General features: G+C 31.8%; 18 protein-coding genes. All 18 read left to right on the forward strand.

The window, feature by feature from the left end; genetic code table 11:
- The first annotated feature begins 31 nt into the window (after positions 1 to 31).
- The 18 genes from ABD715_RS00960 to ABD715_RS01045 all read left to right on the forward strand — a co-directional run bounded on the left by ABD715_RS00960 (position 32) and on the right by ABD715_RS01045 (position 26,643).
- Entirely contained in the window at positions 32 to 2,326 is a 2,295-nt protein-coding gene (locus ABD715_RS00960; RefSeq protein ID WP_344786035.1) for an FdhF/YdeP family oxidoreductase, read from the forward strand.
- Positions 2,327 to 2,483: 157 nt separating this feature from the next.
- Positions 2,484 to 5,000: a nitrite reductase large subunit NirB gene (gene nirB / locus ABD715_RS00965; RefSeq protein WP_344786037.1), complete on the forward strand. Its 2,517-nt coding sequence runs from the start codon at positions 2,484 to 2,486 to the stop codon at positions 4,998 to 5,000.
- Between the two features lie 26 nt (positions 5,001 to 5,026).
- Complete coding sequence (gene nirD, locus ABD715_RS00970; protein ID WP_344786039.1) at positions 5,027 to 5,404, forward strand: nitrite reductase small subunit NirD; 378 nt, start codon at positions 5,027 to 5,029, stop codon at positions 5,402 to 5,404.
- 700 nt (positions 5,405 to 6,104) lie between these two features.
- Complete coding sequence (locus ABD715_RS00975; protein WP_344786041.1) at positions 6,105 to 6,629, forward strand: YfiR/HmsC family protein; 525 nt, start codon at positions 6,105 to 6,107, stop codon at positions 6,627 to 6,629.
- A gap of 58 nt (positions 6,630 to 6,687) precedes the next feature.
- Positions 6,688 to 8,964, forward strand: coding sequence for a TonB-dependent receptor plug domain-containing protein (locus ABD715_RS00980; RefSeq protein WP_344786043.1), 2,277 nt, complete (start codon positions 6,688 to 6,690; stop codon positions 8,962 to 8,964).
- A gap of 28 nt (positions 8,965 to 8,992) precedes the next feature.
- The gene (locus ABD715_RS00985) at positions 8,993 to 9,463 is read left to right on the forward strand and encodes a hypothetical protein (protein WP_344786045.1); all 471 of its coding nucleotides are present in this window, start codon (positions 8,993 to 8,995) and stop codon (positions 9,461 to 9,463) included.
- A 46-nt stretch (positions 9,464 to 9,509) separates the two neighbouring features.
- Positions 9,510 to 11,261, forward strand: a complete 1,752-nt coding sequence (locus ABD715_RS00990) for an ATP-binding protein (RefSeq protein WP_344786047.1) — start codon at positions 9,510 to 9,512, stop codon at positions 11,259 to 11,261.
- 7 nt (positions 11,262 to 11,268) lie between these two features.
- Complete coding sequence (locus ABD715_RS00995) at positions 11,269 to 11,664, forward strand: response regulator (protein ID WP_344786049.1); 396 nt, start codon at positions 11,269 to 11,271, stop codon at positions 11,662 to 11,664.
- Positions 11,665 to 11,674: 10 nt separating this feature from the next.
- Entirely contained in the window at positions 11,675 to 13,060 is a 1,386-nt protein-coding gene (locus ABD715_RS01000) for an ATP-binding protein (protein ID WP_344786051.1), read from the forward strand.
- A gap of 407 nt (positions 13,061 to 13,467) precedes the next feature.
- Positions 13,468 to 14,052, forward strand: a complete 585-nt coding sequence (locus ABD715_RS01005) for a DUF4202 domain-containing protein (protein WP_344786053.1) — start codon at positions 13,468 to 13,470, stop codon at positions 14,050 to 14,052.
- A gap of 13 nt (positions 14,053 to 14,065) precedes the next feature.
- Positions 14,066 to 15,880 (forward strand): sensor histidine kinase, encoded by a 1,815-nt coding sequence (locus ABD715_RS01010; protein ID WP_344786055.1) that lies wholly within the window; start codon positions 14,066 to 14,068, stop codon positions 15,878 to 15,880.
- 111 nt (positions 15,881 to 15,991) lie between these two features.
- Entirely contained in the window at positions 15,992 to 16,651 is a 660-nt protein-coding gene (locus ABD715_RS01015; protein WP_344786057.1) for a response regulator transcription factor, read from the forward strand.
- 410 nt (positions 16,652 to 17,061) lie between these two features.
- Complete coding sequence (locus ABD715_RS01020; protein WP_344786058.1) at positions 17,062 to 18,489, forward strand: MFS transporter; 1,428 nt, start codon at positions 17,062 to 17,064, stop codon at positions 18,487 to 18,489.
- Between the two features lie 127 nt (positions 18,490 to 18,616).
- Positions 18,617 to 22,138: a molybdopterin-dependent oxidoreductase gene (locus ABD715_RS01025; RefSeq protein WP_344786060.1), complete on the forward strand. Its 3,522-nt coding sequence runs from the start codon at positions 18,617 to 18,619 to the stop codon at positions 22,136 to 22,138.
- Entirely contained in the window at positions 22,138 to 23,568 is a 1,431-nt protein-coding gene (locus ABD715_RS01030) for a rubredoxin (protein WP_344786062.1), read from the forward strand. The genes ABD715_RS01025 and ABD715_RS01030 overlap by 1 nt, the downstream gene beginning before the upstream one ends.
- A gap of 132 nt (positions 23,569 to 23,700) precedes the next feature.
- Positions 23,701 to 24,114 (forward strand): response regulator, encoded by a 414-nt coding sequence (locus tag ABD715_RS01035; RefSeq protein ID WP_344786064.1) that lies wholly within the window; start codon positions 23,701 to 23,703, stop codon positions 24,112 to 24,114.
- Entirely contained in the window at positions 24,115 to 24,654 is a 540-nt protein-coding gene (locus tag ABD715_RS01040) for a heme NO-binding domain-containing protein (RefSeq protein ID WP_344786066.1), read from the forward strand.
- Positions 24,655 to 26,643, forward strand: coding sequence for a PAS domain-containing sensor histidine kinase (locus ABD715_RS01045; RefSeq protein WP_344786068.1), 1,989 nt, complete (start codon positions 24,655 to 24,657; stop codon positions 26,641 to 26,643).
- Positions 26,644 to 26,660: the final 17 nt, after the last annotated feature.

Raw genomic sequence — 26,660 nt, forward strand, 5'->3', positions numbered from 1 at the left:
TATTTTAGTACAACATATATTTATTGTAAGCATGAGTAAGTCTCCTATAGAAAAAGCAAGTACACCAGAAGAATTTTCTAATTTAAAAATCGAAAAACCACCTAAAAATAGTGTTGGTTTTGGAGCGCTAAAGGCTGCAGTAAGTCATGCTAATAAATATATGAATACTAGCGACGCCCTTAAATTATCGCTAAAAGTAAATCAAAAAGGAGGATTTGATTGTCCGGGTTGTGCTTGGCCAGATCCAGACGACGAGCGTTCTGCATTAGGCGAATATTGCGAAAATGGCTTAAAGGCCATGGCAGAAGAAGCGCAGAATAAAATAATTGGCCGAGAGTTTTTTGCTGCTAATTCTGTAGATGATTTGTCTAATTTATCAGATTTTGAAATCGGTAAATCTGGACGATTAGCAGAGCCTATGTATTTAGCAGAAGGCGCATCGCATTATAGACCTATTTCGTGGGATAAAGCATTTAATAAGGTAGGCAAGCATTTAAATGCTTTAAATAGCCCAGACGAAGCAGCATTTTATACTTCGGGAAGAACAACAAATGAAGCAGCTTTTTTATATCAATTATTTGTTAGAGAGTATGGAACAGCAAACTTACCAGATTGCTCTAATATGTGTCACGAGGCTAGTGGTAGTGCTTTATCTGAAACATTGGGAATAGGTAAAGGATCTGTAACGTTAGATGATTTGTATAAAGCAGAATTGGTGATGGTTATTGGTCAAAATCCAGCAACTAACCATCCAAGAATGTTAACTGCACTAGAAAAAACAAAGAAAAATGGCGGAAAAATAATAGCTATTAATCCGTTGCCAGAAGCGGGACTTATTAAATTTACCAATCCACAAAACCCATTAAAACTATTAACTGGAGGCACAAAACTAGCCGATGTATTTGTACCCATTACTATAAATGGAGATGTTGCTTTTGTAAAAGCGCTTTTGCTAAAATTATTGGAGGAAGAAGAGGCTAAAGGACATGTTTTCGATAAAGATTTTATTGAAGCATATACACATGGATATGATGCTTTTGTGTCAAATTTAAAAACTTTCAATTTTGATGAATGTTTAAAGCTCTCTGGTGTTTCTAAAGCTATTTTCGATCAGGTTTTCGATTTAGTTTTAAACAAAAAGAGAATAATAGTGTGTTGGGCTATGGGGTTAACGCAACACGAAAATGCAGTAGATAATATTCGCGAATTGGTAAACTTATTGCTTTTAAAAGGTAGTATAGGTAAAGAGGGTGCAGGTACTTGCCCTGTGCGAGGTCACTCTAACGTACAAGGTGATAGAACAGTTGGTATTTGGGAAGCAGCACCTCAAAAATTTCTAGATAAAATAGAGTCTAAATATGGTTTTAAACCAACAACAAAGCATGGCTATTCGGTTATAGAGGCTATAAAAGCTATGAACGAAGATAAAGTAAAAGTGTTTTTTGGTTTAGGAGGTAATTTTATATCGGCAGTTCCAGATACTAATTATTCAGCACAAGGATTAGCTAAATGTAATTTAACAGTGCATGTAAGTACAAAGTTAAATCGTTCGCATTTGGTAACAGGTAAAGAAGCTTTAATTTTTCCATGTTTGGGACGATCAGAAAAAGATTATCAAAAAACAGGCGAACAAACTCAAAGTGTAGAGAATTCTATGGGTGTTGTTTCGTCTACTAAAGGAATTTTAGAACCATGTTCAGATAGTTTGTTAAGCGAAGTAGCTGTAGTTTGCGGTATTGCTTATGCTACGCTAAAAGACCGTACTAAAATAGATTGGTTGGCTTATCAAGACGATTATAATTTGGTTAGAGACGATATAGAAGAGGTTGTTGATGGTTTTCAAGATTATAATAAAAAACTAAAGCAACCTTCTGGTTTTTATTTGCCAAATGGAGCCCGTATTAGAAAATTTAAAACAAAAACTGGGAAAGCTAATTTTTCTGTAAACAAACTTCCAGAATGGAAATTAAAAAACGATGAGTTGGTTATGATGACTATACGTAGTCACGACCAATTTAATACTACAATTTATGGTTTAAATGATAGATATCGAGGTGTTTTTAACGAGCGTCGTGTTATTTTCATGAATCGTGAAGATATGCAAAAAAGAGGACTAGAGGAGCATGAGGTTGTTAACTTAAAATCGGAATTTAATGGAGTGGTAAGAGAAGCAAAGAAGTTTAAAGTTGTGGGGTATAATATTCCTAAAAACTGTTGCGCCACATATTTTCCCGAAACAAATGTATTGGTGCCTTTGGATAGTTTTGCGCATACAGCAAAAACACCAGCGTCTAAAAGTGTTATAATAACGGTAGAGGCTATTTAAGATTTCTATAAAACTAAACCCTTAATTTTCTTATAACAACAATAATTCATATTTCAATTTGAGAAATTGATAATAATTAGCTTTCTACGTAAAATTCTTCTATAATCACGTATATTTATACGTATAAATACTTAGTTTTGTATTTAAATACGTAATTATGAAGCATATTATAGTTGTTGGAAATGGCATGGTTGGTTATAAATTTTGCGAAAAATTTGTAGCTAAAGAAAATAGTAAAGATTTTAAAATAACTGTTTTTGGAGAAGAACCAAGGCCAGCTTATGACCGTGTTCATTTAAGCGAATTTTTTGAAAATCAAGACGCTAAAGCTTTAGAAATGGCTCCAGCAGAATGGTATGTAGAAAACGGTATCGAACTGGTTGTAGACGAGCGCGTGTCTGATATAGATAGAACTAATAAAACTATAACAACAGCTAAAGACCGTGATTTTTCTTACGATTATTTAGTGTTAGCAACAGGGTCTTCTGCCTTTGTGCCTCCTATTAAAGGCGTAGAGAAAGAAGGTGTTTTTGTGTATAGAACAATTGAAGATTTAGAGGGTATGCTAGCTTATGCAGCTAAGCTTAAAGCAGAAAAGCCTGGAGCTAAAGCAGCTGTTCTTGGAGGAGGCCTTTTGGGTTTAGAAGCAGGGAAAGCGGTAATGGATATGGGCTTAGAGCCTCATATTGTAGAGTTTGCCCCTAAATTAATGCCAAGGCAATTAGATTCTAGAAGTAGTCAAGTTTTACAGTTAAAACTAGAGTCTATAGGTTTAAATATTCACTTAAGTAAGGCAACAAATCAAATATTAGGAGATAAGTGCATTGTAGGAATGGAGTTTGGAGAAGACGACGTGCTAGATGTTGATATGCTTGTTGTTTCTGCCGGTATTCGCCCAAGAGATGAGCTGGGTAAAAACTGTGGTTTAGAAGTTGGTGTTCGTGGTGGTATTGTTGTAGATAATAAAATGCAAACATCAGACGAGCATATTTATGCCATTGGCGAAATAGCTTTGTATAATCAAATGATTTATGGTTTGGTTGCTCCTGGTTACGATATGGCAGGTATTGCTGTAGATCAAATTTTAGGAAATGTTGAGGCTGTTATGCCTGCAGAAATAGATATGTCTACTAAACTAAAGTTAATAGGTGTAGATGTTGCGAGTTTTGGAGAGCCATTTATGCCTGCATCTAAAGGACATTCTATTATTTTTGAAAATAAAACAGAGCATCTATATAAAAGAATAAACGTAAGTCTTGATGGTAAGAAGTTGTTAGGTGGAATTTTAGTTGGCGATGCGTCAGATTACAGTATGTTACACCAAATTTTCTTGAATGGGATGAAAATTCCTGAAGATCCAGCACAGTTAATTTTACCATCTTCAGATGGAGGAGCAGCTTTTGGAGATGTTATGGATTTGCCAGACGAGGCTCAAATATGCTCGTGCGAAAGCGTTACAAAAGGGCAAATATGTTCTGCTATAGAAAATGGAGAAGCTACAGATATTGCTAGTGTTGTAAGTTGTACTAAAGCAGGTACAGGATGCGGTGGTTGTAAACCTATGGTTGCAGATTTAACTAATGCAACGCTTAAATCTTTAGGTATTGAGGTTAAAGATTCTGTTTGTGAGCATTTTGATTATAATAGACAAGATTTATATAAAATTATCGAAGTTAAAGGCTATACAACATTTAATGAAGTGTTAGATGGTCATGGAAATGGAGGTCATGGTTGCGAGCTATGTAAGCCTCTTATAGCTTCGTTAATGGCAACTATAAATGCAGATACAGCAAATAAAGAATATGCAATTCAAGATTCTAACGATAGGTTTTTAGCAAATATTCAGCGTAACGGAACCTATTCTGTTGTGCCTAGAATTCCTGGAGGAGAAATTACTCCAGATAAGCTTATTGCTCTTGGTAAAATTGCTAAAAAATACGATTTATATACTAAAGTAACAGGTGGCGTACGTATCGATTTATTTGGAGCAACGTTAAACCAACTTCCTTTAATATGGAAAGAATTGATATCTCATGGTTTTGAAAGCGGACATGCTTACGGTAAATCTTTAAGAACTGTAAAAACTTGTGTAGGTTCTACTTGGTGTCGTTATGGTATGGATGAAAGTGTAAGTTTTGGTATCGAATTAGAGAATCGTTATAGAGGTATTAGAGCGCCTCATAAAATTAAAGGTGGCGTATCTGGATGTATTCGAGAATGTGCCGAAGCGAGAGGTAAAGATTTTGGATTGATTGCTGTTGAAGGTGGATGGAATTTATATGTTGGAGGAAACGGAGGCGCAACACCTCGTCATGCCGAATTATTGGCAGAGCAAATAGATAACGAAACGGTAATTAAATATTTAGATCGCTATTTAATGTTTTATATGCGTACAGCAAAACCTTTACAACGTACTGCGGCATGGCAAGAAAGGCTTGAGGGTGGAATGGATTTTTTAAAAGAAGTTATAATTGACGATAAACTAGGTATTGTTGCCGATTTAGAAAAAGAAATGGAAACCTTAGTTAATAAGTTTGAATGCGAATGGACGCAAGCTGTTAACGATCCAGAAATGATGAAACGTTTTAATCATTTTGTAAACAGTGATGAAGATGATGATAACCTTGTTTTTGTGCCTATGAGAGATCAAAAAATGCCAGAACAATGGAAATAATTAGTGCCTCTAAAAATTAAAAGATTATGGAAGAAATTTTAGAAAAATACGAAACAACCAAGTTGGAAGAAGCGAAGATTTGGTTTAAAGCTGCATCGGTTAACGATTTTCCTAAAGATGGTGGTGCTTGTGTAAAATATAAGGGTAAGCAAATAGCAGTATTTAATTTTACTAGATTAAATAAGTGGTATGCATGCCAAAACCTTTGTCCTCATAAAATAGAAATGGTTTTGTCTCGTGGAATGATTGGGGATGATAAAGGAGTGCCTAAAGTAGCGTGCCCATTACATAAAAAAACATTTTCTTTAGAAACAGGAGAGAATTTAAATAGCGATTTAGATGCTATTGCTACTTATCCGGTAAAAATTAACGAAGGCTATGTTTATATAGGTTTTAAAGATTAAGCATTTCATGTTGTTGTTTAAAACAATTTGTGGTTGTATTGAAATTACGCCAAAGCATGCGGTATTATGGTGAAACAGCAAGATAAAAAAGGTTATTAAGTATTTAGACAGATTCTTGATGTGCTACATATACGCCGCAAGGTCTTTGGCAATAACAGTTTTTATAATAGTTAATAAGTTGTATTTTTTTAGTTAAAAAGATATTTTATTTATAAAAAGAACTATTGTCCAAATTAAATTTGCACAATAGTTTTTTCTAATTTATTTATTAAGTTTTAATTCATCTTAAAAACCTAAAAATTTTAAAAATTTTTAGGTTTTTTTTTGATTTAAATTTTGATTTAATGATGACCATTTTGCACGTTTAAAGTAAAGTTTTGTTACGCCGAGTGGTTTAAAACTATCGTTTGATGGAAAAATAAATTTTTAAGTTATTAGCTCTTTTTTAATTTTTTACTGCAAATAAATACGTTAAAATACACATTAATAGGATTAAATGTTTATTTTTGTACGAATAAACATTAAGTGGGGTTTTTGCTAACTTGGACTTATACTTCATTTACAAGAATACCCACTGTTTAATAACGTTAAATAAAAAACTTGAGATATATCATAATTTAATAATTAATGAATTAATAATTTACAGCAATTATTAATGTTAAAAATTAAAGCAGAATACTACTAAATAATGCGCTTAAAGTTGCTTCCAAAAATAAAGTTTTTAATAAAAGGGTTCGTTTTTATACTTACCTTTTTATACTGGGGTAATACTTCTTTTGCTCAAAATATTACTGTACCAGAAAATATTCAGGCGGCGTTACTAACTAAGGTTTTAAAATACAATCCACAAACGCCAAAAAATAAAAAAATTAAAATTTTAGTAGTATACAATTCTTCTTATCAAATAAATAAGGACGAATTTATAATGGGTTTAGGCAATTCTGTAGCATACAAAGCTATTAAGCCCGAAGATTTAGAAGCAAATATATTAGGATATCACGTTGTTTACTTTATGGAAGGTATACAAGAGGGATTTGATATTTGTAAAACTTTCAAGGTTTTATCGGTAACAGGTTCTATTCAGCATGTAGAGCAAGGTGATATTTCTTTAGGGTTTGGAATTGAAAATAATAAACCAAAGATATTTGTGAATTTAACTTCTCTTGAAAAAGAAGGGCAATCATTCTCATCAGATATTTTGAGAATTGGTAAAATATTTAAATAAAATAGTTATGAATTATAAGGAGAAAATACTTTTATTCATTATTATCTTAACCTCATTTATGTGTCCAAAATCTTTTGGGCAAGGAGGAAACAAAGTTTATAATGAAATGACTCTAGAGGAGTTATTAGATATTGACGTGGTAGTAACAGCTTCTAAAAGACCAGAAGATTTGTTTGAAACCCCTTTATCTACAACTATTATTAGTAAAGAGGAGATAAATAACTCTGGAGTTACTAGTATTCCTGAAGCTCTGCGGTTATCTCAAGGTTTAATTGTTAGAGAAATAACACCTGGTAATTACGATATTCACATTAGAGGTTACGACGATATTACAAAAAATGTCTATCTAACTTTATCATACAATACCACAATTCTGGTTATGATAGATAACCGTATAGTTTATAGTTATTTTAGTGGTGGTACCTTCTGGGAAACATTACCCGTAGATTTAAATGATGTGGAAAGAATAGAAGTTGTAAGAGGTCCTGCTTCTGCTCTTTATGGACCAAATGCTGTAACAGGCGTTATTAATATTATTACTTCTCATGCCAATAAAAAAGGAGAAAACATTTCTGTTAACGCTCAAATGGGGACAAATAAAGCTAAAAATGCGAGCTTTAATATAGGCTACAATTGGGACGATAAAACAAAATTATCTTTTTCAAGTAATTTTACAGAGCGTCACCGTTTTGATGACGATTATTACGATTTTATTAAGAAAGGATATACAGCAGAAGAAGATTTAACCATGTTTGTTTTGCCAAGTAAAGATAAAGTAACTAACGAGCCTTGGTCGTTTTTGGAATATCAAGAAGCATTGGGAGCGTATTATGAAGAAGGTTTAAGCTTAAGAAAACTGGGCGGTAACGTGTTTTTTACGCATAATTACAATGAGCAGTCTAATATAGATGTTGCTTTAGGAGCTCAAAAGTCTCAAAGTCAGCGTACAGGGTTTTTAAACTTAACCACGCCATTATCTCAAACCGAGTCTAGTAGTTACTATTTAAATGCAAGAATTAAGCATAATAATTTACATGGCCAATTTAATGTTAACTCTGGTAAAGACGAGAATAATTATAAATACAATTCTTATAAATACACCAATATCGAAGGGAATTTAGAGTATTTTAAAGAATATAAAAACTTAACTTTTAGACCTGGATTTAATTATAAATTTTTGTCTTACGAGAGCCCGTTTACTTACGAAGATCCTTTAGATTTTAACGAATTAAATCATCATTTTAAAGATGAGCCAAAAGAAACCTCTTCATACTCTGCTTTTATGCTAACAGAGTGGAAGCCTACAGATAAATTGAGGGTCATTGGAGCCTTTCGAGTAGATAAATTTGGTTTTAATAAAAATTATTTTAATAACTACGAAATAGCTTCTACATACAGAATTAATAAAAATAACTTAATTCGTGGCGCCTATTCTAAAGCATCAAAATCGCCTTTCTTTTTTGATACTTATTTAAATAGTACCTTTTTAACAAACGACCATTACGAAGTAGGCGATGGTACCACTATTTCTGTACCGGTACATATTGAAATTAATGGGCAAAAAGACCTTAAATACCCAACTATTACCAACTGCGAGATAGGTTGGAGAACCAAAATAAATGCTAATTTAAGCTTAGATTTCGAGGTGTTTACATCTATGGTAGACAACTTTGTAAACCCTAATGTGTTTTATAATTATAAAACGGTACAGCAATTAGATGGTAATGGAGATCCAGAGTCTATAATTTCAATTAGTGCAGAAGGTAGCGTGATATATGAAAATTACGAGCTAAATGCGAATCAATTTGGTGCTGGATTTACTTTTAATTACGATTACAAGGATAAAATTAAGGCGAAACTGTTTGGAACATATCAAAAAACTAATATTTCAGGAAGAAAAGATATTGATATTGAAGTTACTAATATCGATTTTCAAACAAACCCTGAAGGCGATGAGCTAACAACTGTAATAACAAATAGAACAAACCCTACACAATGGAGCGAAGAGGCAACACCATCATTTTTTGGAGGCTTTATGTTAAATTATAATCCTAATAAAAAATGGAATTTTAGTACTGATGCTTACATTTCTTCTAATCATATATTTGAGAGTTATAATTACTATAAAATATCGGACGAAGAAAGTATTAACCAAGCTCAAACAAAATCAAATATTAAAACTAATATGATTTTAAATGCTAAGACATCATATCAATTAAATAAAAATACTTCTATAAATATTACAGGAAAAAATTTATTTGGCAAACATCGCGAATATGGTTTTGCCGATAATATTGGAGCTATTTACCTAATAGGTATTCAATTTAATTATTAAATTTATTACAATAAAACCCCAATCTTTTATGAAAAAGCAAATCTTTTTAATTACCATTTTTAGTGTTATTTTGGGTTTAACCTCATGTAGTTCAGACGACTCTTCAGGTTTAGACGCAAACACAGCTATAACTTCTAAAACTTGGCTTGTACAGAGTAAAAAACTATCTCCTAGTATTGAAATGAATGGTTTAGTTATTGACGATATCATGATTATTGAAGATGAAGGTACTAGAAATTATTCCTTTAAATTTGATTCTGATGGAGCAATGTATCAATATGATGCAGAAAACACTTTAATTTATCAAACAACATGGTCTTTAAATTCAGATAATACAGAGTTATCTTTTGGAGAGCCTATAGTTTATAACTATCCTGTGGTTGGCCCTATGGGTATTTCTGCTATCGATATAGAGTCTATATCTAATTCTAAAATGGTTGGAACCATATCTGCAGTTTTTGAAGGAACCGCTTATGTAGTAACTATTACTTTTATTTAATGGTAAAGCAATAACGTATTTTAATCCTCTTATTTAAAGCAACTCTATGTTATCTAAAAATCTAGACATTAAAGCTAAAATGATACTAATAATTCAAGTAGTATCGTTGTTTTCTCTATTGTTAGGTTTTGCCTATGTCATCTTTAGCAATATAGCAGATTTTAAAGAAGACATGAAAAATAACGCTATTATAAATGCCACACTTGTAGGAGACTACTGTGCTGTTCCGTTAGTTTTCGATGTTTCAGAAAGTGCGAAAGAAACTCTTAATAAGCTAGAAAGTATTCCGTCGTTAGAGGTTGGTATTGTTTATAATGATAAAAATCAGGTATTTGCCGAGTTTTATAAAAATAAAAATAGCGATACCATTTCTAACAAAGCAAAAAAATACTCGTGGCATAAATTTGAAGATACTTACTTGAGTGTTTCTAAGCCTATTTACTACGAAAAAAAAATGGCTGGTTCTATATATTTAAGAGTATCTACAAAAGAGTTAAGAGTAAAAATTAGCGATTATTTAGTAAAAATGACATTGCTACTTGTAGCACTTTTAGTTGTAAATTATGTATTGGCAACATGGTTACAAAAGTATATAACAGGTCCTATTTTAAAATTAACTAAGGCTACTAAAGAGATTTCAGAAGAAGGAAATTATAACCTACGAGTACAACAACAAAGCAATGATGAAATAGGTGTTTTGGTAGACGAGTACAATAAAATGTTGTCTCAAATATACGAACGCGAAGAAGCTTTAAAACAACGTACTAACGAGTTAACCATAACCTTAGCAGATTTAAAGCAAACACAGCAAAAGCTGGTAAACTCAGAAAAACTTGCGGCACTTGGTCAATTAATTGCAGGTGTAGCACACGAAATAAATACACCGTTGGGTGCTATACGTTCGTCTATAGGTAACATTAAAAAGACATTAAATTTTGTTTTAAATGATTACCCAATATTTGTAAATAAATTGCCAAAAAATTTAAAAACTAAGTTCTTATTGCTTATAGAAGATTCTTTTAAAAATAGACACGTATTAACCTCTAAAGAAGAGCGAGCCTTTAAAAAGCAAATAACAATGTTGTTGGAAAGTCATGGTATTAAAAATGCCTATTCGTTTGCAGATACCTTTGTAGATATGATGGTAGTAGCAGATATTGAGGATTATATGGAGCTATTAAAGCATGCAGACTCAGAAAATATTATAGAGGTAGCCTATAAAATTACAGGATTACAGCGTAGTACAGAAAACATTGAATTTGCAGCAGATAGAGCTTCCAAAGTTGTTTTTGCACTTAAAAATTCGTCTCGAATTAATAATTATGAAGAGCAAGTTCTAGCAGATGTAACAGAAGGAATAGAGAATGTGTTAACGCTGTATAACAACCAGATAAAACAAGGTATAGAGGTTTCAAAAGATTTTAAACCAATACCAAAAACTTTATGCTATTTCGATGAGCTAAATCAAGTTTGGACAAACATTCTACATAATGCTATTTATGCCATGGATCTTAATGGTAAATTAGCTATTAAAGCTTATGTTGAAAACGAAAACATAGTGGTGTCTATAACAGATAGCGGAAAAGGTATACCACCAGAGGAAATAGATCAAATTTTCGATCCGTTTTTTAGCACAAAACCTACCGGAGAAGGCACCGGTATTGGGCTAGATATCTCTAAACGAATTGTAGAAAAGCACAAAGGAGAAATTAAAGTAAAAAGTAAACCAGGTAGTACAACATTTAGTGTTTATCTACCTATTGTAAAAACCAAAGACGAGACAGAACAGTCAAATTAAAAACTCTATGGATAAGACAATAATAATTTGTGTTGATGATGAGAAAATCATTTTAGACAGTATAAAAGCACAGTTAAAACAAAATTATGGCAATTCATTTATGTATGAAACCGCCGAAAGTGCAGACGAAGCTCTAGATATTATTGATGAGCTAATGATGTGTTTTAAATCTAAATTAATAATAATAAGCGATTGGTTAATGCCTAAAATAAAAGGCGATGAGTTTTTAATTAAAGTGCATCAAAAATACCCCAAGTCTTTAAAAATAATGCTAACAGGTCAAGCAGACCATAGTTCGATAAAAAAAACTGAAGCACAAGCTAACTTGTATAAATGTATAAGAAAGCCCTGGGCACAATCAGAACTGTTTTCTTGTATCGATTCTGGTTTGCAATTAATATAAAACACAGCGTATGAAAAAGAAGGTAATATTTTGTGTTGATGATGAAAAAATAGTGCTAAACAGTTTAAAAACTGAATTAAAAAGCGCTTTTGGTCATGCATATATTATTGAAACAGCAGAGTCTGGAATTGAAGCTTTAGAGGCTGTTGATAATTTGCTAAGCTTAGGCTATACAGTACAAGTGGTTATAGCAGATTATGCAATGCCTATAATGAAAGGTGATGAGTTTTTAGTAACACTTCATAAAAAATCGCCTCGTACTTTAAATATTTTATTAACAGGTCAAGCTACTTTTGAAGGCGTTACAAACTCCATAAACCAGGCCGATTTATATAGGTATATATCGAAACCTTGGCATACCAACGATTTAATTTTAACGGTTAAAGAAGCTTTAAAAAGCTACGAGCAAGAAAATAAACTTAAACAACAAAATAAAGAACTTCAAGAGTTAAGTGCTTCTTTAGAGCAAAAAGTAGAAGAAAGAACTAAAGAGCTGCAAGAAAAAAATAGCTTGCTTATAGAGAATCAAAAAAAAATATCAAATCAAAATAACGAATTAGAGCAGTATAGGAATCACCTCGAGAATCTTGTTAAAGAAAGAACATTCGAATTAACTCAAGCAAAAGACAGAGCAGAAGAGAGTGATAAATTAAAATCTCAGTTTTTAGCAACCATGTCTCACGAGCTTCGCACACCACTTAATTCTATTATTGGTTTAACAGGTATTATAGATAAAAACTCATCAATAGGCGAAATATTGGAGTACATAGAGATAGTTAACAATAGTGGTGTACATTTACTTAAATTAATAGACGATCTTTTTAATATCTCTTTAATAGAATCAGGAAAAGTAAAAGTGTTTAAAAAAGGGGTAGATTTAGGTGTTTTTCTTAACGATATTTATAAATCTATGCAAGAATATCGAGATCATTTAGGGAAGAATCACATAGACTTTAAATTAAAAATACCACCAAATTGTGAAGATTTAATTATTTATACAGACGAGTTAAAGTTAAAGCATATTATAGTAAACTTATTAAAAAATGCTATTAAATTTTCTGACGATGGTATTATTAATTTTGGGTTTAAGGTTTGTAAAAAAGAAGAAAATATACGTATTGTTTTTTTCGTTTCAGATACAGGAATAGGTATAGATCAAAGTCATCAAGATCTTATTTTTAAAGGTTTTACGCAAGTTAATGGTACTTTAAATAGACCTTATGAAGGTGCTGGAATTGGTTTAACAATTGCTAAAAAATTAGTAAGTCTTTTAGATGGTAACATATGGGTAGACTCTACACTTGGTAAGGGAAGTTCTTTTTTCTTTTCGTTTCCTATCAAAAATATAAAAAGTAGTATTGCTACAAATGCTGGTGATGAGTGTAGTAAATTGTAGTCTTTTCTCTTTTTGTAATTTAACAAGTTAAGCTTATTATATATTTAAATATATGGTATTCTATTTATCAAAATGATAAAAATCTTCAGTCTACTTATATTGCTAAGTCCATTACGTTGTAAAATGATTTGCAAATACTTAGTTTTGTGTTTATATAAGTTCATTTTGTAGTATTTGCCAATTAGTAATTTTTCTTTTTTTGCTAAAGGCGAACTCATTATAGTAAATACAAGCATTGGTTTTACTATTGTATATTTAAAAATAGCAACGTGTCTTTTAAAATTGAATACTAAAATGTGTATATTGGCTTAACAGACCATGATGCTTAGTAAACAAAAACGACATTTAGTTTTAATATGCTAAGCTTATACTTTTGAATTGTAGCTTAATACTAAAAATATTTGTAGATGAAACCAACAAGATTTGAAACAGCGATTGCGCTTATAGATAAAAAAAACTCTGAAGATATTAATACATACCAAGTTTCTGGTATAGATTACCCTAAAGAATTATTGTATTCGCAGCGTATGACAAGAAAATTGTTGCAATTTAAGCCAGATGCCTCAAAGGCGCTCCAAATAGCTGCTCGAGCTCAGCATATTTGTCGGTGGAAAATAGCCAGAAACGAATACCCTATGGATCGTGTTGGGTATTTAAAATGGAGAGAAACTTTAAAACGAATGCATGCCGATTTAACGGTAGAAATTTTAGGTCAGGTTGGTTTTGATAGCCAGTTTTCTGACCGTGTATCACTTTTAATTAATAAAAAATTGATTAAAAAAAATGAAGAATCTCAAATTTTAGAAGATACCATTTGCTTGGTTTTTCTGGATTATTATTTTGAAGAGTTTGCTGCAAAACACGATGATGATAAGGTTATTGATATTCTTAAAAAAACCTGGGTTAAAATGTCTGAAAACGGACATGCAGCAGCTTTAAAACTTCCTTTTTCTGATAAAAGCTTAGCACTTGTAAAAAAAGCAATTTCTTAAATTATATTTATAGATGGCAAAAAACGGCAATTCATTAGACCAACGTACGTTTGATAAATTAAGTCGTTTATACGTTATAGCTTTAAGTACTATTGCTTTATCTGTGGTGGTAAGTCAAGTGCTTATACGTAAGCACCTTAGTGGGCAGGAAAGCGATTCGTCTGTAATTAATGTAGCGGGTAGGCAGCGTATGTTAAGTCAGAAATTAACAAAAGAAATTGTTTATATATCCGCAGAAAAACAAAACAAAAATAGGGTTTTACTTAAAAACAAACTTAAAGAAACATTGGCTTTATGGGAGCTTTCTCATAATTCACTTCAAAAAGGAAACGATAGTTTAGGTTTACCAAGTGAAAATAGCGAGGTGGTTTCTAAAATGTTTAAAGGTATAAATAAAACTTTTAAAGCTATACAAACAGCTTCTTATGCTATAATTAACAAGTTAGAGGCAGATCCAGATACACCTGTAGCCAATTTTATAGACGATATAAATAAAGTAAAAGCAAACGAGAACGATTTTTTATTAAAGATGGATGGTATTGTTAATCAATACGATTTAGAAGCTGATGAAAAAGTAAGTTGGTTGGGTAATTTAGAGTTTGTATTAATGGCAGTAACTTTATTGCTATTATTAGGCGAGTTTTTATTTATTTTTTGGCCAACAGCAAAAACCGTAAGAAATAGTCTTTCTGAATTATTAGCAGCCGAGAAAAGGGCTAAAAAAATGGCTTTTGATGCCGATGTTTTAAGCGAGGCAAAAGAAAAATCGGTTAAAGAGTTAAGAGCCTTGAGCCATGCAATGGATGAGACTTTGCTTTTTTCGCGTATAACGCCAGGCGGTGTTGTTATTCATATGGGTAATAAATTCTCTAGGCTATTTAAGGTTCATAAATTTGGAAACAATGCTCTTTTTTCTGAGGTTATTTCTACACACGAAAAAGAGCGTGAAATTATCGATGCTATTATTTCAAAATATAAAAAAACAGGTTGGCAAGGCGATATAAAAGCAACAACAAAAGAAGATGTTGTAATTTGGTTGGAGATGTCTATAATACCTTTTAACCCTACGCAAGACAAGTCTGAGTTGTTAATTATAGCTTCAGATATAACAAAACGTAAAGAAGGCCAAAAAGAGATAGAGCGCTTGACTAAAGAAAGCTTTGAAGAGAGAATGAGTCAGCAAAAAATTATATCTAGTAAAATTATAGAGAACCAAGAAAAAGAACAAAACCGTATAGCAAAGGATGTACACGACGGAATTGGGCAAATGCTTACAGGTTTAAAGTATAATTTAGAAAGTATAGATGTTACAGATGCAGATAAAACTGTTACTAAAATAGAACATTTAAAAGCGCTTACAACAGATATTATAAAAGGAGTGCGTACAGCAACTTTTAATTTAACACCACCAGAGTTAACAGACTACGGTATTGTACCAGCAATAACAAAACTTACGCAAGAGCTTACAAAACTTACAGGCAAAGAAATTGTACTTTTTAATAAAACAGATTTTAATGCAAGATTAGATTCTCTTGTAGAAATTAATATTTATAGAATTACTCAAGAAGCTATTAATAATGCTATTAAATATGCAGGGTCTACACATATAATTGTTGTGTTATCTCATAGTAAAGACATGCTTAGTATTGTAATAGATGATAATGGTAAAGGTTTTGATCCTACAAAAGTTAAGCATGTTAAAACAGGCGATGGAGGTATGGGAATGACGTTTATGCGAGAACGTATTAACTATATTAATGGAAGATTGTTTCTTAATTCGGAATTAAACAAAGGAACGCGCGTAACACTCAATATCCCATTAGGTTAAAAAAGTAAGTTTCTGTATTCTAGTTGTATTAAGTATATATTTTAGTCAAGTTTAAGGTAATTACGTAGTGTTACGTAAAAATTATTATTTTTGTTTATCAAAACCAATTAAATGAATATTATTAAAGTTGTTTTAGCAGACGACCATGTACTTGTTAGAGATGGTATAAAAGCACTTTTAGAAGATCAAAAAGGCGTTCAAGTTATAGACGAAGCTAGCGATGGTAAAGAAGCTCTCGAGGTTGTAGAGCGTAGTAAGCCAGATTTACTTATTGTTGATATTCGTATGCCAGAACTTACAGGTATAGAGGTGGTTACTGCATTAAAAAAAGCAGGAAATACGGTTAGAACAATGGTGTTGTCTATGCACGACTCCGAAGAATATGTTGTAAAAGCAATACAAGCTGGCGCAGATGGTTATCTGTTAAAAGGAGCCAGTAAAGAAGAGTTTTTAAAGGCCTTAAATAAAGTGGCTTCTGGCGGAAAATATTTTACAGGCGATGTATCTGCTATTATAATGAATAATTTTGTAAATGGTAACACAGCTAGCGAGCCTAAAGTTGAGGTTAAAGAAATACCCTTTAAATTAACAAAACGAGAAAGACAAATTTTAGATTTGGTTTTACAGCTTAAAAACAATAAAGATATAGCAGAAGAATTAAGTATTAGTAAGCGTACTGCCGAAGTGCATCGTTTTAATTTAATGAAAAAACTTGAGGTTAAAAACTTAATGGAGCTAAGCAATAAGGCTAAGGAGTTTGGTTTGGCTTAACGAGTTTTCAATATATTTCACTAGGTGTCTTTATAGGGCAGTATTACTAATTTAGCGAATAATTACCCCCATTTTTATAAGTGTTATAACTTTTATATAGCAGTTTTTTTACTTGATAAGCTTAAAAGAATAAGCCTATAGGTTTTAATACCAGAATTATAGCATCATAGTAGGCGTATGCTAGTTATTGGGCAATAATAGTTCTGCTTTTTATGTTTGCTTATATACTTTCTTACCAAGTAAACAATGTAATATTCATAAAACCTTTAATATTTATAGCTTTGTTTTAGCAAATCCTTAAAAACAATATTCTATATTTGCTAAGTTCATATTTATTTTTAATTACGTACTGTTTTTAAATTAAAATTAAGTATAAATACGTAGTTTTGTACGTATAAAAGTACTTAATTATGAATACTACAACGCAAACAAAATCAACAACATTACAATTATTTAATCTTAAAAATGTTTCTATTCGTACATTTTGGATCACTGCTATATCTTTTTTCATGTGTTTCTTCGCATGGTTTGGTATTGTGCCATTTATGCCAGATGTAGTTAGAGACTTGGGTTTAACACCAGACCAAAAATGGAATTCTATAATATTAGCAGTTTCTGGAACTGTATTTGCTCGTTTACTTATTGGTAAATTATGCGATAAATACGGACCAAGAATGTGCTACACTTGGTTGTTAATGTTAGGTGCTATACCTGTTATTTTATTGGGGTTAGTACAAACGCCAACACAGTTTTTAATTTGTAGATTATTTATAGGTTTTATTGGAGCATCTTTTGTTATTACTCAGGTGCATACTTCTTTAATGTTTGCGCCAAATATTGTTGGTACCGCAAATGCAACATCTGCTGGTTGGGGTAACCTTGGTGGTGGTGCAAACCGTTTGGGTATGCCAATTATTGCAGCTACGGTAGTTGCTTTTGGAGTTGCAGAAGCAGAAGCGTGGAGATATTCTATGATTATTGCTGGTGTTATTTGTTTTTTAATGGGTATTGTTTATTTCTTTTTTACTCAAGATACACCACAAGGAAATATTAAAGATTTAAAAGCCTCTGGCGATTATGTTGAAGCTAAAAAAGATCAAGTAAAGTTTGCAACTGTGCTTAAAGATTATAGAATTTGGATTCTATTTTTAATTTATGCAGCAAGTTTTGGTATCGAGTTAACGGTATATGGTACTATGGACGATTACCTTCAAAACACATTTCAATTACAAAGAGTTACAGCAGGAAACATAGTATTGTCGTTTGCCTTAATGAATATTTTTGCTAGAACTTTAGGAGGTTTTTTTGGGGATAAGTTTGGAAAACTAAAAGGGTTAAGAGGTCGTGTGCTTTTCTTATCATTTATATTAACTGTACAAGGTATTATGTTGGTTACTTTTTCTTTAGCCACAAGTATTATAGTTGGTTTTATCTTTTTAATTCTGTTTAGTTTATCGGTTCAAATGGCAGAAGGCGCGACCTTTTCTGTAGTACCTTTTATAAATAAAAAAGCCATAGGGTCTGTTTCTGGAATTGTAGGTGCAGGAGGTAATGTAGGGGCTTTTTTAGCAGCTATGTTATTAAAATCTAAATCGGCAGTAGCCGAAAAAGCAGCTATAGCAGCAAATCAAGGTTTAGGCGAAGATATAATAAGCAGTGCACAAGCAGCAGCCTCGTCTGCAGCTGTATCGCAAGGTTATTTTATAATTGGAGGAATTGTAATTGTTACAGGAGTAATAGCTTTAGCAATTAAGTTTTCTACAGAAGATGAAAAAGTGGCAGATGTCGAGTTAAAGCAATCTCTAGATACCTTAATTCCTATAGATGTTAAAAGCTAAATTATTATAGTAAATATTTATAAAATTAAAGAATATATAGATTGATTTTTATGGTATTCAAAATAATAAAATAGAGTCTTGTTTCTTAGTAAAATAATGTCTTACTTAGTGTTAAATAGGTGTTTATATGAATAAAAACGAAATAAAAACAACATGCTCTTATTGTGGAGTTGGATGTGGTATTATTGTTAAAAAAGATGCCAATAATAAGGTTTTAGTTGAAGGCGATAAAGATCACCCTGTTAACAAAGGTATGCTTTGTTCAAAAGGGATGAATTTACATTACGTAGCTAATGATACTTCAGACAGAATTTTGTACCCAGAAATGCGCTGGAGCAGATCTCACCCAAGAGAACGTGTAAGTTGGGATGATGCTTTAGATAGAGCAAGTAGTGTTTTTAAATCGATAATTAAAAAACACGGACCAGATAGTGTTGGGTTTTACGTATCGGGGCAAAGTTTAACAGAAGAATATTATATAGCAAATAAGTTAACTAAAGGTTTTTTAGGTACCAATAATATAGATACAAATTCGCGTTTATGTATGAGCTCTGCTGTTGTTGGTTACAAAAAAACTTTTGGAGAAGATAGTGTGCCTATCTCATACGAAGATATAGAGTTGGCCGATACTTTTTTAATTACAGGAGCAAACCCAGCATGGTGTCATCCTATTCTTTTTAGAAGAATTGAAAAGCGTAAAGAAGAAAACCCAGATGTTCGTATTATAGTTATAGACCCAAGAAAAACAGATTCTGCAGCTTTTGCAGATTTGCATTTACAATTAATACCAGGAACAGATGTTGTGCTATATAATGCAATTGGTAGGTGTTTGTATAAGCGAGGTTTAATTGATGAAGATTTTATAAAAAAACATACCGAAGGCTTTAAAGCTTATAAAGAATTAATTTTTTCTACACCGTTAAAAAAAGCATCAAAAATATGTGGTGTTCCCGAAAAAGATATTCGTAAAGCAGCCGATATTATTGGTTTATCTAAAGGTTTTATTAGCATGTGGGCCATGGGCCTTAATCAAAGTGTTGTGGGGGTAGATAAAAATGTATCACTTTTAAACCTATCTTTAATAACAGGGCAAGTAGGAAAACCAGGGGCAGGACCATTTTCGCTTACTGGTCAACCCAATGCCATGGGAGGACGAGAAGTGGGAGGTATGGCTAATTTATTAGCGGTTCATAAAGATTTAATGAATGAAGAGCATCGTAGAGAAGTAGCTCAGTTTTGGGGTGTCGATAAAATTTCTCCAAAACCAGGCTTTACAGCAACAGAGATGTTTGATGCTTTAGAGAGTGGTAAACTAAAAGCAGTTTGGATAGTATGTACAAACCCTATGGTTAGTATGCCTAATACACACCAAATAGAGCGTGCCATGAAAAACTCTAAGTTTGTTGTAGTTCAAGATATATCTCATAAAGCCGATACTGTAGCGTATGCAGACTTAGTACTTCCTGCAGCTGCTTGGTTAGAAAAAGAAGGTACCATGACTAACTCAGAGAGACGCATATCATATTTACCAAAAGAAATAGATGCGCCAGGGGAAGCTAGGCCAGATGTAGAAATACTTTGCGATTTTGCACAAAAAATGGGATTTCGTGGTTTTAATTACAGTAATACAGAAGAAATTTATAACGAATATGCTTCTATGACAAAAGGTACAAACATAGATGTATCTTACCTTAATTACGATAGATTAAAAAACGAAGGTACATTTCAGTGGCCAGTACCAGAGCATAGACATGCTGGTACTTCGCGTTTATTTGAAGATAAAGTATTTTATACACCTTCTAAAAAAGCAATATTTAATTTACCCCAAAGTATTTATAATACATCTGTACAACCAACAGAAGAGTTTCCCTTAATTTTAACAACTGGTCGTGTAAGAGATCAATGGCACACCATGACAAAAACAGGAAAAGTATCGCGTTTAAAAACACACTATCCTACACCTGTTTTAGAAATTAATCCGGTAGATGCTTATTTATGTAAAATTAAACAAGGCGATATTACCGAAATTAAAAGTGTTAATGGCACTGTTAGGGTAAGAGCAGAAGTTACAGATAATATTCAAAAAGGTGTAGTATTTTTACCAATGCATTGGGGTAAAAAATTACAAAGTGATTTAAATAGAGCTAATAATTTAACCAATACGCATATAGATCCTGTTTCTAAAGAGCCCGATTTTAAATTTACAACCGTTTCTGTAGCAAAATATAAAAAGCCTAAAGAAAAAATTATTATTGTTGGGGCTGGAGCAGCTGCATTTAGGTTTATTCAAAATTACAGAGATTATAACGAAAAAGACGAAATACATGTGTTTTCTAAAGAGCCAAATCTATTTTATAATAGAGTGCTTTTACCAGAATACGTAACAGAAGAGTTAAGTTGGGACCAACTTTTAAAAATAAAGAAAATAGAACTAGATAAGTTAAACATTACGTTGCATCCAGAAAATTCTATTTCTAAAATTGATAAAGTAAATAAAATAGCTACAGATCATAAAGGAGAAGAATATACGTTCGATAAATTAATTATGGCTACCGGTAGTCGTGCATTTATACCCAAAGATGTACAAATAGAGCTTCCAGGAAGATTTACAATGCGTAATAAAGGCGATGCAGATAAATTTAAAGCTTATTTAGACGCTACAGGGCTACCTCCAGAAGAGCAGCATGTTGTAATTGTTGGCGGTGGTTTGTTAGGTTTAGAATTGGCTGCAGCTATGAAACATAAAAATGCCAAAATAACAATAATTCAGCGTGCTTCAAGGCTAATGGAGCGTCAATTAGATCAAATATCTAGTAAATTATTATCTTTAGATGTACAAGAGCGTGGCATACAAATTTATTTTGATAACGAAGTAAGCACCGTATTTAATGATGAAGATACAGGTGAATTAAACATCAATTTAAAAAGTGGAAAATTAATTACTGCAAATGCTATTGTTTATGCTATAGGTACAATACCTAATATAGAAATAGCAAAAGAAAATGGAATAGCTTGTAGTCGAGGTGTAAAAGTAAATCAGCATTTACAATCGTCTCACCCAGATATTTTTGCCATAGGCGAAATAGCAGAGTTTAATAACAAGTTATTTGGTATAACTTCGGCAGCCGAAGAGCAAGCTAATATTTTAGCAAACTTTATAGCTGGAGATATTAGTTGTGCTTACAATGGATCTGTTTTAATGAATATTTTAAAGTTTAACGATTTAAACCTTTGTAGTATAGGCGATATAAGTGTGCCAGATAATGATGATAGCTATGAAGAAATTATATTTACAGATATGAAAAAACGATACTATAAAAAATGTATTGTTAAAGACGATTTGTTAATAGGAGCTGTATTAATGGGCGATAAAAATGAGTTTGCAGAGTTTAAGGGCATGATTGAAAGTAAAATTGAAATGGCCGAAAAACGCGATACCTTGCTTCGAGGGGCTTCTAGCACAGAGCCTGTAATTGGTAAACTTATATGTTCTTGCAGTCAAGTGGGAGAAGGTAATATAGAAGATGCCATAGCAAAAGGATGCTCAGATTTTACAACTTTATGTAATCAAACAGGAGCAGGATTAGGTTGTGGAAGTTGCAAAACCGAAGTGAGAGAAATACTAAATAATACCAAAGTATTAGCATAATGATAGAGCCATATAGATTAAGAATAAATGGAGGTGTTTTATCTCCTGGAGAATTAAAATATATTTGTGAAGCTGCCGAAGGTTTGGGGCTAAATGCTATTTCTTTTGGTTCTAGGCAAGATATTATTTTTCCAGAAAAAATAGACGAAAACAAATTTAGCCTATTCGATAAAATCCAATTTGTTAAACCAAAAAGAGATGGAGTAGAAAATATAGCGTCATCTTATGTGTCTGCAGATATTTTGCCTAGTACCGCTTGGTTAACTAGTGATAGGTATTTATATGTTTTAGAGCAGTTTAAAAATAAATTAAAATTAAGAGTTAATATTACCGACCCCAAACAGCGTTTGGTGCCATTATTTACAGGTAATATTAACTTTATAGCTTCAGAGCACGAAGATTATTGGTATTTGTATGTCAGACTTCCTGGTTGGGAAAAAACACAAATGTATCCTGCACTTATTTACAGTTGGGATATGGATAAGATAGAACTAGCAATAGAAAATATTTTAATAGAAGAACCAGAAACTATAGAGACGGTTTTCGATCTAGTTACAGATGCAGTAGAAACAAATAACAGAACGGTAGATACGCCTTTGGAAGTCCCATTTTACCCGTTTCCTTATTACGAAGGTATGAACCGTATAGGTACCGATAGATATTGGCTGGGCTTGTATTGGAGAAATAATAGATACGATACTGTGTTTTTAAAAGCCATGTGCGATTTATGTTCAGAAAATAAAATAGGAAAAATATCTATTACACCATGGAAGTCTTTTATTGTTAAAGGAATTCCGTTACAATCAAAATTAAAATGGGAGAAGTTTTTAGGTAAATTTGGTATAAATGTGCGCCACTCTATGCTAGAAATGAACTGGCATTTACCGGTAAACGATAAAGAGGCATTAAGTTTAAAAAAGTACTTAGTAACCAATTTCGATCAAAACGATATTAGTACCTATGGCTTAACCTTTGGTATAAAAAATTACGAAAGCGACACCTATAATTTCACCTCTATTGTTGTCGAAAAAAATAGACAACCAGAAGTAATAAGTGATTTTAAAATAAGAGATACTTACAATTTACTTTATGCTAAAAATTTCGATCCTAATACGCGCGAATACATTACCCATGTTCAAGATGTAGATAAAGTGGAATTGCCAGGTTTGTTAATGGAATTAAGTCAACTATATTTTGAACAACTTGGTACAGAAAAAGAAGAAGACAAAGTGGTTGATTTGATAACCGAAACTGAAATAGAGGAAGTTTATCAGTGTAAAGACTGCTTAACAATATACAATGAAGATTACGGAGATATCACACAAGGGATAGAAGTAAATACATCGTTTGAAGATCTTCCTAGCTCCTATGAATGCTCACTTTGCGAGGCTCCTAAAAGTAATTTTGAGAAGAAAACACTTGTTAAGTAAAAGTTAATAAAAAATAGTAATTACCGTTCGTCGATACTTAATTCTTATTCACCGACACTAAAATAGTAACTAGCGAACACTTCTATTAACTATCCATAATTATACTAATTTTATACATTCAAAATGGTACTCATGGAAAAAAAACTTAATGTTCTTTTAATAGAAGACGACATGATTGAAGTAATGAAATTTAACAGGACTGTTTCATCGCTAACTCTCAAGCACAATATTACCGAAGCAAATAATGGTGAAGAAGCCTTAGCTTTTTTACAGAAAAAAGACGAATTACCTGACGTAATTTTATTAGATTTGAATATGCCAAAAATAAACGGTATAGAATTCTTAACTATTTTAAAAAATGACGATGTTTTAAAATATATTCCCACTATTATTTTAACGACTTCTAATAATCAAAGAGATTTATTAGAATGTTATAAAATAGGAATTGCTGGTTATGTTTTAAAGCCTTTAAAATACGAAGACTATATGGTTAAAATAGAAAAGGTTTTGGACTATTGGAGTATTAACGAATTAAAAAGGGTATAGATGAAAGGTATTGTATTTACTGAGTTTTTAGATTTAGTAGAAGATAAGTTTGGTCTTGAAATGGTAGATAATATTATTACAAGCTCAACTTTAGATTCTGGAGGTGTTTACACAGCGGTAGGTACTTATAGTTTTTCTGAGATGTTGCAATTATTGCAGCATTTAAGTGCTAATACAGGAATTTCTATTGATAATTTATTATTAGTGTACGCAGAACATTTTTTTAGTGTTATAGAGCGTAGTTACCCTGGTCTTTTAGCAACTTATAAAGACCCAATAGAGATGTTGGCTTCAATAGAAAATCACATACATATAGAAGTAAGAAAAATATATCCAGATGCAGAACTGCCAACTTTTGAAGTTCTTGAAAAATCAGAAAAATCTCTCGTTATGATTTACAAGTCGAGTAGGGCAATGCATCATTTTGGTTTGGGATTAATGAACAAAACATTTGAACATTTTAATGCTACAGCTACTATAGAGCTCGAAAAATTAAATGATCAAGGAACAAAAGTTAAGTTTATTATCAATAAAAACTAAATGAGTCAAGACAAAATAGATATTTTAACTAGGGCATTAGCTCGAGAAAAAGCAGCTAGAAAAGAGGCCGAAAAAATTCTCGAAGCTAAATCTTCTGAGTTGTACGAGGTTAATAAAAAATTATCAGAATCTAATACAGAACTCGAAACCTTATTAAACAAAACAGATTCGCAATTACAAGGTGTTTTTGAAAACATTATAGATTCTTATGTTATTATAGACCTATTTGGCAATATTCTTAAAATGAATGATGCTGCAGTAGGTTTACTTGATTTTGATGACGCCAAAGAAGATTACAATTTATTAGACATTGTAGATCCAAGGGATGCAGAGCTAGTACAAAATTCGTTTAAAAAACTATTTAAAGAAGGAGCCATAACAGATTTTGAGGTTAATATAATAACTAAGAGAAATAAACGTTTTTTAGCTCATATTAACGCCAGTATTATTTACGATGGCGATATTGCTGTTGCTGCTCAAGGTATTGTAAGAGATATTACAATGGAGAAGGAAGCAGCAGGAAAGTTAATTCAATCAGAAAAGCGATTAGAAGATCTTTTGAAGAATTTAGATTCTGGTATTTTAGTTGAAGACGAAAATCGCAAAATGGTTTTAATTAATGATGCCTTTAGTAACTTCTTTTTAAAATCTGCAAAGGCTAATATAGAAAAAGGAGACGATTGTTCTTTAGCAGGAGAAAAAAATAAGGTGCTATTTAAAGATCCAGAACGTTTTGTTAAAAGCGTAGAATTGGCAGTAAAGAATAAGGTGTTAGTTAGGAATGAAGAGTTTCAAACACTAGACGGAAGAATTTTTGAAAGAGATTTTGTTCCTATTTTTAATGGCGAAGAGTATAAAGGACACATGTGGAGTTACAAAGATGTTACTTTACAAAGAAATTATAGTAAAAGTTTAGAGTTTCAAAAGCAAAAATATCAAAATATAATTGCTAACATGAACTTAGGTATGGCAGAGCTAGATTTGAATGATAATATTCTATTAGTTAATCAAAGTTTTGCAGACATGACTGGCTATACTAAAGAAGAACTTATAGGTGCAAAAGGCAAAGATATTTTACCTGTAAAAGATGATGTAAAATTAGTAAACAAAAAAGTTAAAGAAAGAAAAAAGGGTAGAACAGACTCTTACGAATTAAGAATAAAAAATAAAGCAGGAGAGATAAGGTACTGGCTAGTAAGTGGTGCTCCAAATTATAATTTAAATGGCGAAGTTATTGGCTCTATAGGTGTAAATTTTGATATTACAGATTTTAAAAATTTACAATTACAAAAAGAAAACCTACTTAATAAACTAGAAAGTAGCAACGATAGTTTACAGGAGTATGCACATATTGTATCTCACGATTTAAAATCGCCATTACGAAGTATAAATGCATTAGTAAGTTGGATTAAAGCAGATAACAAGGAGAAACTAGACGAAACTAGTTTGCAAAATTTCGATTTAATAGATACAACTCTAGAAAAAATGGAGCAGTTAATATCTGATATTTTAGAGTATTCTAGTGTTGGGTTTGACGATTCAGAAAAAGCCGATGTTAATTTAAACGATTTAGTTAATGGTTTAATAGATATTTTATACGTGCCAGAGCATGTTAGCATAAATATACTGGAGCCTTTACCAAGTATTTATGGTGTTAAAACCAAGCTTCAACAATTATTTCAAAATTTAATAAGTAATGCAATTAAGTTTATAGATAAAGAAAAAGGACTTATCGATATATCTGTAAAAGATTTAGGTATTTATTATCAGTTCTCTATAAAAGATAATGGTATAGGCATAGAAAAGAAGTTTCACGATAAAATTTTTAAAGTATTTCATTCTTTAAATAAACGTAAAGATTCTACTGGTATAGGCTTATCTATAGTACAAAAGATAGTAGAATTACATAATGGAGAAATTTGGTTAGAGAGTGAGCCTACAAAAGGAACAACATTTTACTTTACAATTTCTAAAGATATTAATAAGTAAACAAAAGTTAAGAGACG

The organism is Postechiella marina (genome assembly GCF_039538365.1).
Classification (GTDB): Bacteria; Bacteroidota; Bacteroidia; order Flavobacteriales; family Flavobacteriaceae; genus Postechiella; species Postechiella marina.

Bases quoted from the DNA above. Each gene is read 5' to 3' on its own strand.
- ABD715_RS00960 (WP_344786035.1), top strand. From the start codon at position 32: ATGAGTAAGTCTCCTATAGAAAAAGCAAGTACACCAGAAGAATTTTCT.
- nirB (WP_344786037.1), top strand. From the start codon at position 2,484: ATGAAGCATATTATAGTTGTTGGAAATGGCATGGTTGGTTATAAATTT.
- nirD (WP_344786039.1), top strand. From the start codon at position 5,027: ATGGAAGAAATTTTAGAAAAATACGAAACAACCAAGTTGGAAGAAGCG.
- ABD715_RS00980 (WP_344786043.1), top strand. From the start codon at position 6,688: ATGTGTCCAAAATCTTTTGGGCAAGGAGGAAACAAAGTTTATAATGAA.
- ABD715_RS00985 (WP_344786045.1), top strand. From the start codon at position 8,993: ATGAAAAAGCAAATCTTTTTAATTACCATTTTTAGTGTTATTTTGGGT.
- ABD715_RS00990 (WP_344786047.1), top strand. From the start codon at position 9,510: ATGTTATCTAAAAATCTAGACATTAAAGCTAAAATGATACTAATAATT.
- ABD715_RS00995 (WP_344786049.1), top strand. From the start codon at position 11,269: ATGGATAAGACAATAATAATTTGTGTTGATGATGAGAAAATCATTTTA.
- ABD715_RS01000 (WP_344786051.1), top strand. From the start codon at position 11,675: ATGAAAAAGAAGGTAATATTTTGTGTTGATGATGAAAAAATAGTGCTA.
- ABD715_RS01005 (WP_344786053.1), top strand. From the start codon at position 13,468: ATGAAACCAACAAGATTTGAAACAGCGATTGCGCTTATAGATAAAAAA.
- ABD715_RS01010 (WP_344786055.1), top strand. From the start codon at position 14,066: ATGGCAAAAAACGGCAATTCATTAGACCAACGTACGTTTGATAAATTA.
- ABD715_RS01015 (WP_344786057.1), top strand. From the start codon at position 15,992: ATGAATATTATTAAAGTTGTTTTAGCAGACGACCATGTACTTGTTAGA.
- ABD715_RS01020 (WP_344786058.1), top strand. From the start codon at position 17,062: ATGAATACTACAACGCAAACAAAATCAACAACATTACAATTATTTAAT.
- ABD715_RS01025 (WP_344786060.1), top strand. From the start codon at position 18,617: ATGAATAAAAACGAAATAAAAACAACATGCTCTTATTGTGGAGTTGGA.
- ABD715_RS01030 (WP_344786062.1), top strand. From the start codon at position 22,138: ATGATAGAGCCATATAGATTAAGAATAAATGGAGGTGTTTTATCTCCT.
- ABD715_RS01035 (WP_344786064.1), top strand. From the start codon at position 23,701: ATGGAAAAAAAACTTAATGTTCTTTTAATAGAAGACGACATGATTGAA.
- ABD715_RS01040 (WP_344786066.1), top strand. From the start codon at position 24,115: ATGAAAGGTATTGTATTTACTGAGTTTTTAGATTTAGTAGAAGATAAG.
- ABD715_RS01045 (WP_344786068.1), top strand. From the start codon at position 24,655: ATGAGTCAAGACAAAATAGATATTTTAACTAGGGCATTAGCTCGAGAA.